Below are 17,636 nucleotides of genomic sequence, written 5' to 3' on the forward strand. Positions count from 1 at the left end.
AGACCGAGCCATAAGCTCGGTCTTCTTTTACGTACGGAATCAATTCAAAACAAAATCATAGCCAACAAAGATGCAAAAATAGTGACTACGATAAAGATTAAAATAGTCCAGTACACTACCCCAATACTTATGAACCACTTTGGGCAAACTCTACGAATATCTGTTAGCTTTCTTTTTTTGGCCAACTTAGGAAATGCAACTGCGGCATCAAGGGCTAATCCATGTATTAAGGCCCCAAAGTGACATCCAGAAACTAAAGCAAGCTCAATATCTGTATAATGCTCACTAGTGTACGCATAGCGCTTTACTTTTTGCGGCGTGATAACAATAAGCAAAATACCTACTATCAGGTACCAAAAAACTAACAAAGCACCTGCAACAAAAAATGTAATAAAAGAAACTTCTAATAACTGCAAACTTCACCGACCTTCTATTCCAGCTCTCAAGTAATAGACATCCAAACCACCATTGAGCCTAAAGTGATCATAGCTAGAAGCAATAAAACGCTTATATAAATACGGCAAATTCCGATGAATAGACCGGAGCAAACTTGATGAATATCAGCAAAGCCCCTTCTCCTCGCTAAAGTTGGTAAAGCGACCGCCGCAACTAAGCCTACACCATGTACTAAAGCACCAAAGTGAAAACCCGAGACTAAGGCTAACTCTACTTCTGAATAATGTTTCGGATTAAAAGCAAACCGCTTCACCTTTGGCGGTATAAAAAATATAAAAATTGCTCCGATAATAACGAACCATAAAAACGCGACTCCTCCGGCGATAAAGAAGGTTAGAAAGGACCAATCTAATAACTGCATATATTACCTACACCTGTCGATTTAACTACGTCTAAGTGAGAATAGTGCTCTTTATATACCGCTGCAGCTTGTTTTCCTGAATAATAACTTCCGACAGATGAAGCAACTCCCAATACCAGAGCTCCCACCCAACCAACGGGTGTAGCAACAACAAATAATGATATTGCAATACCAGACATAGTACCTACAACTGTACTTGCTGCAGTTTCCACCAATATTTCGTTTTTCTTTGCCTTAGAGTCTGCTCTAGCTATCTGATCGCAGGCAATACCAATATTAACTGCAGTCAATACAGTGCCACCTTTAGCTGCTACTTTTGATAACTTTGCTAACCTATCAGTATTCTTCTGAAGCGCCGCGGTAGTCATAACCCCGCCGTTTCGAGATATCCTCATAGCCTCTCGAGCTTTCTTACCATTAAAGAGAAGCTTCTCAGTTGGTCCAAGGTTTTTTGCTACATTCTCTAATAGTTTTTTCCTGCGGTAATCATATTGCCCTTTCGAAAACTTTCCTGATTTATAATCTCTATATAAACCATCAAGCTTTTTTAGCTCTGCGACATTTCCTTTTTCACTATCTCCTAATAAAGCCCCCATGGACGCAAAAGTAGCACCGATACCTGCGCTCGCAGGCCCCCAATTGTCATCAAGCCAAGAAAGAGCCCAAAATGCTTCCTTTTCGTTTTGCGACATAGATTTCATCGTTGATTCAAATTGCGCTTGATCATGATCTGAAATGGCAATTTTAGAAGAAAACTCAGATTGCTTGGTGTTTGAAACGTTCAACTTTCTCAAGTAAATAGATTGACCAGATTTAATCGAATTAGGGTCTGAAATTTTTGGGTTGTCTTTTTTTATTTGAGCAACAGCAAAATTATAGCCATCTGTTCCAAACTTAAAATGATAAAACTTCCATATAATTCTCGTAAGAGTATCACCAGGCTTAACACTATATATGTAGCTATACCTATTAACGCTGTTAAAATAAGTTGTATTCATTCCATTCAAATCCTTATGCTCACAATTGCGCATAATGTTAACGTTTCAGATTCAAAAACATCAATTGAAATGACTTTTCTTTCAGAAAGAGAATTGTTAAAACACAACTCATCACCAAGTTTGACATGTAACAAAGGTAAAACTGACTGTAAACTAAGTCCATAATCAGTTAGTAAGCCGCTGTACTAACCCACTCGCGCGAGTCGTTTTCACCTTAATACCTCGCTTCAGAACGTTGAGTTCGGCGTAAAGAGCTAAACGCTTTTTCGCGCGGGTAATGCCTGTGTAAATCAACTCACGAGTTAATATCGGGCTAAAGTCTGGTGGCAAAATCATCAGGGTGTAATCAAATTCACTGCCTTGCGATTTGTGGATGGTCATGGCGTAAGCCGTTTCATGTTCAGGTACTCGGCTTGGCAAGACCGATTTCACACTGCCGTCAGGTAACTCGAAAAAGACTTTCAAACGCGGTTCATCTTCACTGTCATCTCGCATACAAATACCAATATCGCCGTTATACAAACCTAAACCGTGATCATTACGCGTAACCATGACGGGTCTGCCGTGATACCAAATTTCATCCTGAACTTGAATGAACTTGCGCGCCGCGAGCGCTTTCTCGATGCGTTGGTTTAGCCCAGCCACACCGAAGTCACCTTCACGGATCGCGCACAGCAGTCGGCATTGGTTGAAGGTATCTAACACCGCTTTGGCTTTGTGCGTTAACGACTCTGGCTCTCCGGTTTTAGGATCGGTTTCCTGTTGTCCAATGCGTTTGAGGTAACGACCGTATTCCTGCACCAACGTCTGCATCATTTGGTTGTAATGTTGGCTACTTAGCGCGAAATGTTCGATGTCAGAAAAATCTTTCGCCCAGACATTATCTACGCTCGCAGCAGAACCTGAGTTAACCGCTTTTGCCAACTGACCAATGCCTGAGCGAGCATCAAATCGGTAGCTCTTTTGCAGCATACATAAACTATCGGCAATGCTAGATGCACTGTTACCCGTATGCGCTAAAGTATCGAAACCCGTCAGTTTTGCGATGGCTGATGCCTGCTCTTTGCCATAGCCCAATGCATGGAACGAACAGATATCACCCAACACAGCCCCAGCTTCAACTGAAGCAAGTTGGTCTTTATCACCTAGCAAAATCAGCCGCGCATGTTTCGGTAAGGCATCGACCACTTTGTACATCATTGGCAAATCGACCATCGACGCTTCGTCGATAACTAAAATATCCAAATGAAGTGGATTTTGCTTGTTGTGACGGAATTCTGCGCTATTAGGAATCGCGCCCAGCAACCGATGTAAGGTGCTTGATTCAGTCGGAATTTTGGCTTTTAGCTCCGGAGAAACTGGCAGCTCTTGCACCGCTTTACCAATGGACTCGGTTAATCGCGCCGCCGCTTTCCCCGTCGGGGCCACCAGCTTGATGGTTAGGTTTTTCTCGTGCGTCGCCTGTTCAATCAAAGCGGCAAGCAATTTGGTTACTGTCGTCGTTTTACCCGTGCCTGGACCACCAGAAATCACAGCAAATCGACGGGTTAACGCAACTGCCGCCGCGACTTTTTGCCAGTTCACGCAAGCCGAGAGTGGTACGAGTTCATCCAGTATTTGCAAATCTTGAACCTTGCGCGCATTGCTAAGCACGGAATCAATGGCGTGCCAATCCAACGATTCGCTTGCGACCACATCAAGGTGGTCACACACCAATTGCTGACGCAACACTTGGTTGCTGCTTCCCGCTTCTACTGCTTTGCCTAACGCGTTAAACAGAAAATGGTATTGGCGTGCAAACAGATGGTTGAGCAAGTCCGATAATCGCGCTAACTCTTGCGACTGCAAGTTCACTACAGCGCCCAACTGATTGAGCTTTTCCGCCAGTGTCACTTCATAATGCCAATAGCGGTGCAGATACAGACGCTCACCATCGAACATCAGCGGCAAGGCTTCTCCTTGCGCGCCAACCACGCTGGAATTTTGTAATACTTCAATCCAGTCTATGCCTTGCAACTGTGTGTTGAGCGCCAATGCCGACTCACCAAACAGCCCTAGCTTACTGGCTAAATCCGTAGATTGCCCTTGTGCATCGAACAGAGACAGACAGATATGTCCTTTGCCAAGCTCACTACTGACAACACCAGCGATAAACGCCAGTGCTTGGCTATCCGACTGTTCATCATGCGTTTGAGAATCAATAAAACAGGCAAATTGATAGTCGAGCTGACGAATAGCACCTTTGTGCGCCAAGCGTTCTAGCACTACCAATAGGCTATCTTGGTCAGAATGAAGATTGTGATTTGTCGTCATTAAAGTAGCTCCATCTGCCCGGCTTGAGTTGAGCGCGTTTCAAGTGCTTGACCATCAATCAAACGATCCATCTCTTGTAAGAACTCGAAAGTTGGTTTCGCGGCAAAAATGCCGTGGTCACTCTGCCCATCCATGCCGCGCAAGAACAAGTAATACACGCCACCGAAGTGCTGCTCATATTGATAATTCGCCAATCGGCTGTGTAGGAAACGATGCAGTGCTAACGCATAAATCTGGTACTGCAGATCGTAGCGGTGATCCGCCATGGCCGATTTCAGAGCCTCACCATGGTAGTGCGTCACATCGTCGCCAAGATGATTCGATTTCCAGTCAAGCACATAGTATTTACCTTGATGTTCAAACACCAAGTCGATAAAACCTTTGAGCATGCCTTGCACGGTTTGGAAACCTAAATCCCCCGCTTTCGCCGACAACGGATCGTGACGTTGAATGACTCGGTTTAACGCCGGCGCAGACAACACTTCAATCGGCAACAAAAATTCCATCTCCACCAAACGTTGCGACGGTGCTTTTTGATTCAGCAGCAAAGACTTACCATCCAACGGCGTTGCGAGTACGGTATCAATCAATTGTTGTAAAATGGGCAACCACTCTTCATCGAGCTGTTCGCTTTCCATCAAACCAAGGATGATTTGTGTATTCTCTTCCGTCGTGGCTGGCTGAGTAAATTCAATTTCCTCAAACAGGCTGTGCAGGAACGTACCCGGACGCGCACCGCGAGGGAAGGTAAAAATAGAACGCTCTGGCTCCACCAAATCCGCTTCGTCTTGCTCTTCAGATGAGTCGATATCAAAACCCGTAATCTCAATCGTGGCATCATGCTCGGCGTGATGAGAGCCTTGCTTGACCAAGCCAGAATAACTGGTGATGCGCCAGTTTCTGTCGATAGGGTTTTGCAGCTCTTTCGCGCTAAGATCGTATATTTCTTCTTGTGGCGCTACGTACTTCTCTTCGAGTTGCTGCGGCGGATCGGCCACAACGACACAATCAAGCTCGTCTTGTTGCTGTGTTAAACCTTGGTGCAAATCGTTAATGCCACCTTCTTGACCATTCTGAATCAAATAGCCAATCGCACTGCGGTGTACGCCAGTTGGCTCTTTGGTCGAACGACCATTGCGCAAAGGCGAGGCTCCAATAAAACACGCATACACTGCACGCGTTAGTGCCACGTATATCAAGCGTAAGTCTTCCGCCAAACGCTCTTTATCCGCTTGCTTCATGGACGCATCGTTGCCAGTGATATCCAGTACCGTGCGATCATTGGCTGCATCGTAATATTTGGCTTCACTGGCTTCTCGATAGCTGAACACAAACGGCAGAAATACGAGGTCATACTCCAAGCCTTTTGATTTGTGAATAGTTACGATCTGCACTAAGTTACGTTCCGATTCTAAACGTTGGATTTGGTCATCACTGCCACCCAAACCGTTTTCCGCATCACTGATAGACTGAGCGAGCCAACGCAGCAGACCGTGGTCGCTATCCAGTTCATTACTGGCTTGTTGCAGCAGTTCACCGATGTGCATTAAATCGGTAAGTACTCGCTCACCATTCTCACCCTGTGAACTCGCACCTTCTTCTAGTAATCGCTCGGCAATATGGCGTTTGCTGATCACCGCGCGTAACATCGGCAGCACACCACGCTGAACCCAAAGTTTGCGATATTCTTTGAATTCGTTTACGGCATTTTCCCACACCACTTCATCGTTATTAAGCGCATCCAAACTTGCTGCATCGAGGGCAAACAGCTCAGAGGCAAGACTTGCACGCAGCGCACGGTCATTTTCTGGAGTCAGCACCGCTTGCAGCAAACGCTGTAGATCCTGCGCCACCGAACTGGTAAACACACTGTCTCGGTTAGACAGGTACACACTGGCAATGCCTTGGTCTGCTAGCGCTTGTTTGATCATTCGACCTTCACTACCTGTTCGAACCAACACCGCGATATCGCCCGCTTGAACCGCTTTCTGTTTTTCGCCATTCACCAGACACGCTTGCCCCTGTTGAGCCTGCGTCAAAATAGTTTGGATTTGGCTTGCGGTCGCCTCTGCCATTCGAGTCAAATACTCGCCTTTTGGTAGCGGTTTATCGTCCGCTTCTTGCAACCAATAAGTCAGCGCGGGTTGCTTTTGGCCACCCATAGTCCAAATGCGTTTTTCGGCATTGGGACTGTACTTAACGGGTAAGAACGGAATATCCGAATCATAGATAAATGGACTGTCTGGCAAAGCAAATACTTGGTTTACCGCCTGCACCATATCGGCACTTGAACGCCAGTTGGTTCCTAACGTGTAGTGGGCACTTACTTGGTTACGCGCTTTGATGTAAGTGAAAATGTCTGCTCCACGAAAGCCATAAATCGCCTGCTTGGGGTCACCGATCATAAACAAACCACATTCCGGGTTGTTCAGATAAATACGGCTGAAAATACTGTATTGAAGCGGGTCAGTATCTTGGAACTCGTCAATCATTGCGACAGGGTACAAAGTACGAATACGCGCCGCTAAAAGCTCGCTTTCGTCCGTATCGATAGAAGCAGAAAGTTGCGTCAGCAAATCATCGAAAGAGAGCCACTGTTTTTGATTTTTCGCATTGGCCAGCATCACACGACAATGCTCAATCGCATGCGCAAGCAGTGGCGCTTTTAAGCTGATTGGATTGGCAAGAAATGTTTCAATGGCTTCAAATACCGCGTGCTGCGGCGCACTGCCTTTCGGTGTTTTTTCCAACAAGACGTTTTGCGCGAATTTCTCCAGCTTGTCTGGATAATCGTAACCTGTGGTTTCCGTTGCTGCCCAAGCGTTTACCGCCTCCAACCACGTCGGCAGAGACTTTTTTGTGTAGCTGCGTTTGTTAATATCTGAATCTGAAATCAGCGTGAAGAAGTCATCTTGGCTTTCTCGCCACTGTGCTTTTAATTCATCAATTTTTTTCAGATTTTCAGTATGAAGATCAGCCAAACTGCCTTTCATTGCAGGAACAGAAAGGCTTAACGGCGCACCGGTTAAGTAATTGCTGATGTCAGACAACAACGCAGATGGAGAGCTCCATAGCTGGCGAATTTCCCCAGCCAAGGTAAATGGTAACGGGTAGAAATTGCGACGCCAGTAATCGGCTACAACTTGCGCTTTTAGGTGACTTTCATCGGTCACAAACTCGTTATTAAATCGGCTGCCAGATTCAAACGCATTTTGCGTTAGCATACGTTGGCAAAAACCGTGAATGGTGTAGACCGCCGCCTCGTCCATCTGACGCTCTGCCTGCAATAAAATTTCTGCGGCTTGCTTGTGATCGTCAAACTCATTAAGCAAAGGTTGGATCACCGGATCGGAACTCTGTCCACGCGCAAACGCGATTCGCGCATCATGGATTCTTGCCCTGATACGATCGCGTAATTCCGCAGTTGCCGCTTCGGTAAAGGTTACGACCAGAATTTGGTCGACCGTAAGCGGTACGCGATGTCGAGTTTCCGCGCTGCCGTGACCAAGCAAAAGGCGCAGATATAAACCTGCAATAGTGAAGGTTTTACCTGTACCTGCTGATGCCTCGATTAACCTCGCACCATGCAGAGGAAACGTCATCGGTTCTAGTGGCGTTGGTTGAGGTTGCTCTGTGCGGTCTAACGTATGTAGAGGACACTCTGCACCTGACATTTGATCCATAACGCTGAATCTCTCCGGATTATTTACTAGGGCGTATCACCTAATAAATGTGATCTATAGTTAAAAATTCTATTAATATGTTTAACAAGTTGGATAATTTAGAGCTTTGTGAGATCTTTCTCACGGTTATCCATAAGACGTACCGTTAGTATGCGCCCCACGAGATAAGCCAAACCTTTTTGGCGGCACAACTCAAATGAATTAAACAAAAGTATCATGGTCCCTCTGACCTTGTGGCCGTACAGCGAACGCCCTACAAAAAATAATGATTTTCTGGCGGCCACCCTACTCTTCCTTCTCTTTATCCAACTATCGTTATTACGCTTTTACGTCATCGGCGTCTTGAACCGCTAAGCGCGCACCTTGCAAAACTAATGCTGTCAGCAAACGAACTTCTGAGGCCAACTCATCATTCCAAGCTGGCCAAATTCGAGAGATGTACGCATTATTGCCTTCGCCCGGGCTCATGAAGCCATCATTGAATGCGTCAGCCATTTTCTTCAAAGATTTCTCTTCGTCATCGACCCACTGACCGCGGCTAAAGCCCGCTTCAACACAAGCCAACGCCGTTTTCGGGAAATAAGGCAAAGGCTTAGTCATGCCTTCGAAGAATAAGCGAACTAATTCAGTCAGTAGCTGTTTGGCATACTGCGCATCGGCAATTTCTGGGTAGATTAAATGCAGCGCACCTTCTTTACGATCGTAACCAATGATGTGGGTTTTCTTAGCATGACCCGACGCCGACATGGCAAGGTGATCGATCCACGCTGCAAGGTAATCCTGCGCTCGAATCTTACCGCTTCGGTAGCGAATCAAACCGGATTGGTAGTATTGAGTTAGCCAACCTGTTAGGCGAACGTTTTTCTCTTCGCCTTCATTTCGCTCAAACAAGGCATCAAACGTCAGGTCGATTTCCAGATCGTCTTGAGGCGCACCAGATAAAAACGCCAGTTTATCCACTAGCTCTTCCGCCTGAACTCGGTTGGTTTCAAATTCGATATCACCAAACGCTCCCACCGGAAGTTTGCCTTGAGCGCGCTGTTGACTCATAAAGTGTTTAAGCACTTCTGCTTTTTTCTCTGGCTGTATCAATGTCGTTTCAAGCAAGGTTTCTAGCAGCTCATCACGCATTTGATAGCTTTCCAAACCACCTAAAACAAAGGGTTCGTCGTCTTCCATCACCGGCAGTGGCGGTTCAAAGATTACTTTTAAACGACGATTGAAAAAATACTGCACAGGTAAGCGCCAGAAACGTTGCAATTCGACTAAGTCGAGCTCAAGTGGGAACGTCGCTCCTAACAGATAGTCGTCTAATGCACGGTTAAAATCACGACGAACATAGCCTTGCGATTGACTACTTTGAGTCAATGCCGCTGGAATCCATTCTTTCGCGTAGCTGGCATGCATGCCTTGGAACGCACTTGGGCTAAACGGCACCATGGCGTGGGTATTCACCAACGCATTTAATAAGTTGTCGCCAGACTCATCAACGGGCAACGCTTCATCACCACTTAAACAATAGTTTTGGTGGCAGTATTCCATCAGCTCAGAAACCAGAACCGAAGGCACTCGCTCGGTGTTGTCTTGGATTGAACGGCCAACATAACTGATGTAGAGCGTTTGCTGTGCCGATAGCATTGCTTCGAGGAATAGGTAACGGTCATCATCTCGGCGCGAACGATCGCCCGGTTTGGTTCTTCCCGTCATCAAGTCAAAACCTTCCGGCGGCATGGAACGCGGGTACACGCCGTCATTCATCCCCAGCAGACAAACGGTTCTAAACGGAATAGAGCGCATCGGCATCAAGGTACAGAAGTTCACTTGACCAGCCAGGAAGCGCTGGCTGACTCGTGTGCCAGATAATTTGTTTTGAAGGTATTGGCTGATGATCGACGGCGATAACGCATCATCAAATGCGGCATCAGCCAATTGCTCTTTGAGTTGGCTGAGCGTATCGCGAATGGATTTGAGCGCCATTTCGCCTTCTAACTCAACTGAGAAGAAGTCATCCAGCAGTGAAACCAAAGTCTCTCGCCAACCATCAATAGTCTGAACATGAGAAAGTTTGCTTCGATAAGTGCTAATTTGTTGGATAAAGTGTGCCAACTTGCCCGCAAGCTCTGCGCCCATGCCTTGCACTTCGTTGTACGGAGATAAACTACCTTGCTCGGTTTCAAATAAACCTGCGGATTCTGGCATCGCGTAGCCAAGCAACATGCGTTGAATACCAAATTGCCATGTGTTTTGACGGGTTTCCGGCAGTTCAAATTCGCGCCCGGTATTGGCATCCAATCCCCAGCGAATCCCCGACTCCTCAACCCATTGTTTGGCTTGTAAGAAATCATCTTCGCTGAGTTCAAAACGCTTTAATATCGATGGCGTTTCCAGAAGCTCGAGTAGTTCTGATGCCAAACAGCGCGTATTGGGTAAGTTCACCAACTGCATAAATGCGGCCAGAATTGGGCTCTCTTGATCGGCGGTTCGGTCAGAAATCGAATATGGAATAAAACGCTCACCCGGAGCGTTACCAAAGACCGCCTGAATCGCAGGGCTGTAAGCGTTGATGTCCGCGACCATCACGATAATATCGCGCGGTTTTAACGTTGGGTCAGCATCGAACATCGCCAATAGTTGATCATGCAGCACTTCCACTTCACGCATCGGGCTGTGACAAGCGTGTAGGCTCAGTGATTTATCACCCAAGCTAACCACTTGTTTGTGATGACTGTTTTCAATCTGTTGGTCATCTTGATGTTCTTCAAGATTGAGAATATCCGCTTGCAATTGATGGAGCAGACTGTCGCGCTCAACATCAACAAACGCCTCAATTTCATGAGATTCCAGTTGAGACAACAGATACATATTGTCACGCCCGAGTTTACCCATGGACGCCAACAGACTGTTTCCAACCACATCGGTGTGCAGCTCATCGATCACATTATCTTCCAGTGATCCTTTCAGTTGCTCAGTTTCACCTTGCACTTCCGAGTGATCGTCCTGCCACACAACGTGCTGACGATGTTTCGCCGCCAAACGAGCCAGATATTTGCGATCTCGAACTTCACCCCAGTAATAACGACACGGGTTGGTGAACATCAGATGCACGTCGATGTGTTCACCAATTGCTTTTAGCGCATCCATATAGCGAGGCGGCAACGAAGAAATACCAAAAACAAACAAACGCTTGGGTAAATGGTCAAAATTGCCGTTAAAACTCGCTAACGTGTCGATAAAGTGCTCATAAAGGTTGGCACGGTGATATGGAGACTGCCCTAACGACACAGTGTGATCGTACAACGCTTGCCATAAGATCGGCTGCCACGGATGTTCATCTTCCAGCTCTGGCACACTCTGCCCAGCTTCCCAACTTGCGATCCATTCCGGACGATACACCAAGTAACCATCGAAAATATCGGCAATTTTCTCAGCCAGCTGATACAGCTTAGAGTGGTCACTGTCATCTTTGAGGTACTGCGCTAACGGCGAAAACACCTCTTGGTTGAGAAGCCCCGGAAGCAGATGCATCAACTTCCACGTCATCGCTTCTTTGTTAAACGCACTGCGTTTTGGCACGTCTGGCAACACCTGCGTAAACATTTCCCAAATGAAAGTAGCAGGAAGCGGAAAATCAATGTTCGCGGCAACACCAAACTCTTTGGCCAATTCCATTTTTAGCCATTGAGACATGCCCGGACTTTGAACCAGAATTTGTTCTTTTTCGAACGGGTTTTCCAGCGGACTGATTCGAATCAGTTCGACAAGGAGTGATTTAAGAACGTCAACTTGGTTGGAGTGATAAACAGTAAACAAATTGGGAATACCGAGCGCCGATTGAAACTGTTAGCTAGCTTAGCACAGCCCCATTTAAACCCGCAGTGATCTCGCGTTCGGAAAAAACAAAAGGTTATATATCACTCAAATAGAGTATGAATCTTCTTAATTTTCACATGTCAATCAAGTCTGACACTTCCATACAAAATGTGACATTCGTCGCAACTATTCCATAATAAAAAACACTGTTTTATACTCCCTCTACCCATAATTTATAAACAAACAAAAAGTATGTTTCGCAAACTGTCTTCCAACAGCGCTTGGCTGATTGCTTTTTTTGCTTGCTTTGCAGTGTATCTGTCGATCGCTTGTTATCCTTTTGTGTTGTCTAACAATCTGAATGAACCGCTAACCTTGTTGCAAGGTTACTATTTGGTTTCGACTCAATATGGCTGGCTGGGCTTGATCGCTCTTCCATTTATGTTGTTGAGTTTATTGCTCTCTTTTCTACCGACTCGAGCATTCAAAGGCATCGTGGTCGCTATTGCGATCTGTCTATTGGTCATGTTTAAAGTCGATATCCTCGTTTTTCAGCAATACAAACTTCACATCAACGCCCTATTAATCCGTATGTTTTTCGAAGGTGGCGGTGATGTCTTCGATATTTCTTGGATGAGTTGGCTAATCTTCATCAGTGAAGTTGCCGTTCTGGTGATCGGGCTCGCCTGTACCGTTTGGATGAGTAATCAACTGGCAGAAAGCCGAGCTAAGTTCGTTTTGATCAGCGTCTGGTTTGCTGTATTGGTCAGCACACAGATGATTCATGCGTACAAAAACGCGCTTTACGACGATGAAGTCAGTCAGTTTTCGAATAACTGGCCACTTTACTACCCGCTGACGGCTCGTAAATTTATTTACAAACACGACCTAGTGGATGAGAGCATTGCATCGAAGAACCGCGTAGCGTTAACCAATATTGAACGTAGCTCACTCAACTACCCGCTTGCGCCGATTCAAGTGCAAAGCAAAGAGAAACAGCCCAATGTTTTGTTTATCTTGGTTGACGCGTGGCGCTACAGTGATGCGACGCCGGAAGTCATGCCAAATGTCAGCAAGTTCGCCGAAAAGACGGTGAATTTCACACAACATATGAGCGGCGGCAACTCAACTCAAGCGGGTATTTTCAGCCTGTTTTACAGCTTGCCAGCGACCTACTGGGAAAGCTTTTACGCAAGCCAACGCTCTCCTGTTTTTATGGATACGCTGCAAGAGGAAGGCTACCGCATGGGCATTTTTGGCTCGGCACCGCTCACCAGCCCGCCACTTTCTCGCACGGTATTCAAAAAAGTGTCGGACTTGACCTTGAAACAAACTGGGGAAACAGCAGTCGAGCGCGATCAGCAGATCACAGACAAGTTCATCGAGTTTCAAAAAAAGGACAGCGACAAACCGTACTTTGGTTTTCTGTTCTACGATGCCGCCCACGGCACAGTATTTCCCGAACCTGAATTTGCGAAATTCAAACCATACTGGGAACGCGTTGACCACATTTTGCTCAACAACGATTTTGACGCTTCGCTTTACCACAATCGATACAAGAACTCGTTGTACTACATCGATAGCTTGATTGGTGATGTGCTGAAAAACGTCGACTTAGACAACACCATTGTGGTGATTTCATCTGATCATGGTGAAGAGTTTAACGACCATAAGATGAACTATTGGGGCCACACGGGTAACTACAGTGACGTACAAGTGCATGTGCCTCTTTACGTGTACATACCAAATCGTCAACCAGACCAAATTGATTACCGCACGACCCATTTCGACGTCGTGCCAACCATGATGAATACGCTGTTTGACGTTCAAGGCACAACGAGTTCATACAGCGTTGGTCATAACTTGTTTGATAGCTCTGCCCCTCGCGATTGGTATATTGCTGGCAGCTACTACAACTATGCATTGGTCGGCAAAGAATTGATGCTTGTGGTCAATCCTGGCGGGCACTCTCAGCAACTGAATCGCCAGTTAAAAGTCGAGAAAGAACAGAAAGTTCCTGTCGATATCATTCGTCATTCTCTGGATGAGATGTCGCGATTTTACAAAAAAGGCTAGTGTCCAACATCGACGCCGATTGAAATAAAAAAGCCTCTTGGTTGTAAGACCAAGAGGCTTTTCCCTATCTGCTATTTAAGCGTGATGAGCGTGCATTAAACGTGGCTGAATCAATAAGTTGTTGATGTATTGTAAAGCCACATAAGAGACAACAAATGTTGCCACAATCAACTCAAGACCAGCTAAGCCTCGCACTTGTTGAACATAGTGCGCAGCCAATCCTTGCAACTCCATCCAATTCGCCATTTTAAACAGCGCCGTCGCACCGATCACCATCGGGAAAGTGAACGCCGCATAGCCTGGGCTAAATGGCAGTCTAAGCAATTTAAAGAATGCGAGGTAAATGATGGCTGTCATCAATACCGCGATACCAAATAGCATAGCGATGATCACTGGTGATGGTGTCGCAGTGACCGTTAAGTACCCTGCCAATGATAGACTTGCTGGCGCAGCCATGATTGCCATTGTTGGTTTCGCTGCATCCGGAATTTCATGGGTAAACATGAAACGGTAAATCATCATCGGCAACATGATCGCGTACGCCACCATACCAAACATCAATGCACCTTGTGCTACTGGTGCTAACATCGGGTTGCCAGAGAAAGACACATCCGCAACGATGATACCCACAGGCGGTACAAACCAACTAGGAACCATGTGGTGCAATTCAAAATCTTTGGCGCGATGGTAAACAAAGCTCACCAAGAACACGATGTGCAGAACCACCGCAATCAGCCAAAGCACATCACCAGCCAATGGGTAAAAATGGCCGAGAGAGTTCGATACCACCATAGTGCCCATCGCAAAAGTCGGAACCACGCTGCCCACAACCGGATGAGCAAGATCTTGTCTCAATAGATGGTTATGTAGCAAAAACTTGGTTGCCAATATAGCCAACAATACGCTCGCGATACCCGCACTAATCCACTGTCCGTAGCCATGTAATTCGGCGAAGTTTTCCCAACTCCAGCCTAAGCTTGCAATACCAAGAGCCAAACCCGCCATCGGAGTTGGTGCTCCCATTACTTTTGCTTTTGTTCTTTGAATCATGATGACCTCAACCAGACTCACTCTTGATGGAGCGTATAATACGCTTGCACTTCGTTCCGATATATCTAATTATTTAAAACAAACGTTCAAAATTACTTAACGGTGGGGTATGGCAAGTCACATTTCTCTTAAACAACTGAAAGTGTTTACGACGATCACGCAGCACAAAACGCTCACAGCCGCTTCTGATAGTCTCTTTTTATCAAAAGCCGCTGTGAGCATGGCACTCTCAGAATTAGAAAAGCAGATCGGCCATCACTTGTTTGATCGTGTTAATAACCGACTAATTCTGAACCAAGAAGGTCAAAAACTGCTGCCACTGGCGGATGAATTACTCAACCGAGCCAAGGACATCGAGAGCATTTTCGATGGTGATCAAGCGCTGTCGGGCCAACTTCGCATTGGTGCCAGTGACACCATTGGCAACCAAGTCGCGCCCTATTTGCTTAGCGAATTTCGTCAGCAAACGAACCATCGTTCTCAAAGCCTGTTTATTTCTAACTCTGCACAAATCTGCGACATGCTGACCGATTACGAGTTAGACATCGCCCTAATTGAAGGCAAAACACTTCACCCTGAATTGCAGTCCACCCAGTTTAGCGAAGATGAAATGTGCGTGATTTGCGCGCCAGATTACCCAGCCGCGCACGAAGGGCCCGTAAATTTAACCGAGCTAGAAAACAGCGAATGGATATTGCGAGAGGCGGGGTCTGGTTCACGCGAATTTTTTATGCGCGTTGTCGCGCCGCGCTTGGAACATTGGCATGAAGCTTTTCAGCTCAATACCACCGAAGCGTTGATCAACTCAGTATCTGCTGGGCTGGGCTTAGGTTGCTTGTCACGTTTGTCTGCAGAACCTGCTATTAGTGACGGCCGCGTAAAACTGCTCGACATGCCTTTAGATATGAAACGTCGCTTCTGGCTACTGGTTCACAAAGAGAAATACCAAAGCCCACTACTCAGAACGTTTATCGAATTTTGCCAAGATTGGGAACGACCAAATAACCTTTATCTAGAGAATACGCCCTCCAAGTGAAACGGAGATAGTTTAAATGCTGGTCAGTTAGTTGTACGTGTCTCTCATTCTTAGGCTTGTCGCTAGACTTAACTGGTCAAAAACTGTATAAAAAGCCAGTATCAATACACCAAGTTAGGGGACCAACCATGGCTGTAATCGTCAAGTACGTGGTAGAACGCAATGGAGAAGAGAAAATGACTTTTACCTCTAAAGCGGAAGCTGACGCATACGATAAAATGCTAGACATGGCAGACGAACTATTCACGCTGCTAGGTAAAAGTGAACTTCTAGAAGACGAAGGTAAGCAAGAAGATCTTGCGATGTACCTCGCTCAAAACAAAGAAGAAGTGCTTTACGCACTGGGTGCAAAACGCAAACCGGCACCAAAGAAAGCAAAAAAGCTTGAATCTGTAGAAGAAGACAAGCAAGAAGACGCTGCATAAGCCTCTCATTTGTTAAAGAAACGCCGCATCATGTGGCGTTTTTTGTATCTGAAGGCACACATCATCATGGAAAGATCGCCCTTTCTTTCGAGCACAGATACGACAAATCGCCTTCTTTCATTTCAACAAACACCCGCTAATTGACCACCTCACAACCACATTTCTCATCAGACAGACATATCTCCCAAAAGACAAAAGGTATCCATCTACAGACTTTATCTATTTCCCCTCTTTAAACTCCCTAGCACTCTCATTATGATGGCTGACAACTTAATTATTTCTTGTCAGTGAACAGACGAGACACAAGACTCAACACATGGAGATCAACTATGGCTTTCTTTTCTCTAGCCTTTGGTACAGCGACTAAAAACCGCGATGGCAAAATCATTGAAGCGTTTTTTCCAAACCCTGTTCTTAACCCAAATGAAGAGCTTGTTAACGCACTAGCAGCAGTAGCAGGTTACGAACAAGGCAACCAAGCTATCGAGATCTCTGCAGCACAAAGCGCAGAACTTGCGGCGGCTTTCGAAGCAAACGGCGATGCAGCAAACGCATCTTTCGCAACCAAAGCAGCAGAATCAGCACAGCCGCTTGTACTGGTTATCCTAGCTACGGATGAACAACCACAATCTGTTGCTGAAGGCTTCCTAAAACTTCAACTTATCTCCAACCGTCTAGTTAAGCCACACGGCACAGTACTGGATGGCATCTTCGGTCTACTACACAACATCGCATGGACTAACGAAGGACCAATCGACCTACCTGAGCTGGCTGAGCGTCAAATCGAAGCTCGCCTAGCTGGCCGTACGCTAAGCGTAGATTGCGTAGACAAGTTCCCTAAAATGGTGGACTACGTGGTTCCAACTGGCGTTCGTATCGCAGATACTTCTCGCGTACGTCTTGGTGCACACGTTGGCGAAGGCACAACGGTAATGCACGAAGGCTTCATCAACTTCAACGCGGGTACAACAGGCGTGAGCATGGTTGAAGGTCGTATCTCTGCTGGCGTAGTGGTTGGTAACGGCTCTGACATCGGTGGCGGTGCATCTATCATGGGTACACTATCTGGCGGCGGTAAAGTGGTGGTTTCCATCGGTGAAAACTCTCTACTAGGCGCAAACGCAGGTCTTGGCTTCCCAATGGGTGATCGTTGTACTATCGAATCAGGTCTGTACGTAACCGCTGGCTCTAAAGTACTCATGCTAGATTCTGAAGGTCAAGAAGTCGAAGTGGTTAAGGCTCGCGATCTTGCTGGTGTTTCTGACCTACTGTTCCGTCGTAACTCTGTAACTGGTCAAATCGAGTGTCTTGCAAACAAGAGCGCGGTTGAACTGAACAGCGAACTGCATAAAAACAACTAATAAGAATACCTAAATAACCTCGAGATGCTTGATTCAGCGAGGCTAACTTGGCTTGCAGGCGCGGCAA

11 protein-coding genes are annotated in these 17,636 nt (G+C 46.2%); 4 read left to right on the top strand and 7 right to left on the bottom strand.

Annotated elements, in window-relative coordinates; genetic code table 11:
- Window positions 1-44: 44 nt before the first annotated feature.
- From FKN16_RS17520 to recC, 6 genes are all read right to left on the bottom strand, one after another.
- Entirely contained in the window at window positions 45-416 is a 372-nt protein-coding gene (locus FKN16_RS17520; protein ID WP_170903231.1) for a hypothetical protein, read from the bottom strand.
- 26 nt (window positions 417-442) lie between these two features.
- Window positions 443-817, bottom strand: a complete 375-nt coding sequence (locus tag FKN16_RS17525) for a hypothetical protein (RefSeq protein ID WP_033905548.1) — start codon at window positions 815-817, stop codon at window positions 443-445.
- Window positions 805-1,815: a LysM domain-containing protein gene (locus FKN16_RS17530; RefSeq protein ID WP_164666293.1), complete on the bottom strand. Its 1,011-nt coding sequence runs from the start codon at window positions 1,813-1,815 to the stop codon at window positions 805-807. The genes FKN16_RS17525 and FKN16_RS17530 overlap by 13 nt, the downstream gene beginning before the upstream one ends.
- A 165-nt stretch (window positions 1,816-1,980) precedes the next feature.
- Window positions 1,981-4,128, bottom strand: coding sequence for an exodeoxyribonuclease V subunit alpha (recD, locus tag FKN16_RS17535; protein WP_170903233.1), 2,148 nt, complete (start codon window positions 4,126-4,128; stop codon window positions 1,981-1,983).
- Window positions 4,128-7,802 (bottom strand): exodeoxyribonuclease V subunit beta, encoded by a 3,675-nt coding sequence (gene recB / locus FKN16_RS17540; RefSeq protein WP_170903323.1) that lies wholly within the window; start codon window positions 7,800-7,802, stop codon window positions 4,128-4,130. Before recB ends, recD begins: the two co-directional genes overlap by 1 nt.
- Before the next feature lie 327 nt (window positions 7,803-8,129).
- A complete protein-coding gene (gene recC, locus FKN16_RS17545; RefSeq protein WP_170903235.1) occupies window positions 8,130-11,621 on the bottom strand; it encodes an exodeoxyribonuclease V subunit gamma in 3,492 nt (1,163 codons plus the stop codon).
- Between the two features lie 252 nt (window positions 11,622-11,873).
- On the opposite strand from recC, the gene FKN16_RS17550 reads away from it, so the two are divergent.
- The gene (locus tag FKN16_RS17550) at window positions 11,874-13,697 is read left to right on the top strand and encodes a DUF3413 domain-containing protein (RefSeq protein ID WP_170903237.1); all 1,824 of its coding nucleotides are present in this window, start codon (window positions 11,874-11,876) and stop codon (window positions 13,695-13,697) included.
- 75 nt (window positions 13,698-13,772) lie between these two features.
- On the opposite strand, the gene FKN16_RS17555 is transcribed toward FKN16_RS17550, so the two are convergent.
- A complete protein-coding gene (locus FKN16_RS17555; RefSeq protein ID WP_005484954.1) occupies window positions 13,773-14,747 on the bottom strand; it encodes a TDT family transporter in 975 nt (324 codons plus the stop codon).
- Window positions 14,748-14,856: 109 nt separating this feature from the next.
- On the opposite strand from FKN16_RS17555, the gene FKN16_RS17560 reads away from it, so the two are divergent.
- The 3 genes from FKN16_RS17560 (at window position 14,857) to dapD (ending at window position 17,569) form a co-directional block, all read left to right on the top strand.
- Window positions 14,857-15,783: a LysR substrate-binding domain-containing protein gene (locus FKN16_RS17560; protein WP_170903238.1), complete on the top strand. Its 927-nt coding sequence runs from the start codon at window positions 14,857-14,859 to the stop codon at window positions 15,781-15,783.
- A gap of 128 nt (window positions 15,784-15,911) precedes the next feature.
- The gene (locus FKN16_RS17565) at window positions 15,912-16,208 is read left to right on the top strand and encodes a YebG family protein (protein ID WP_041852896.1); all 297 of its coding nucleotides are present in this window, start codon (window positions 15,912-15,914) and stop codon (window positions 16,206-16,208) included.
- Window positions 16,209-16,537: 329 nt separating this feature from the next.
- Entirely contained in the window at window positions 16,538-17,569 is a 1,032-nt protein-coding gene (dapD, locus tag FKN16_RS17570; RefSeq protein ID WP_074191726.1) for a 2,3,4,5-tetrahydropyridine-2,6-dicarboxylate N-succinyltransferase, read from the top strand.
- Window positions 17,570-17,636: the final 67 nt, after the last annotated feature.

Source organism: Vibrio sp. 11-4(1) (assembly GCF_013048625.1).
Classification (GTDB): Bacteria; Pseudomonadota; Gammaproteobacteria; order Enterobacterales; family Vibrionaceae; genus Vibrio; species Vibrio diabolicus.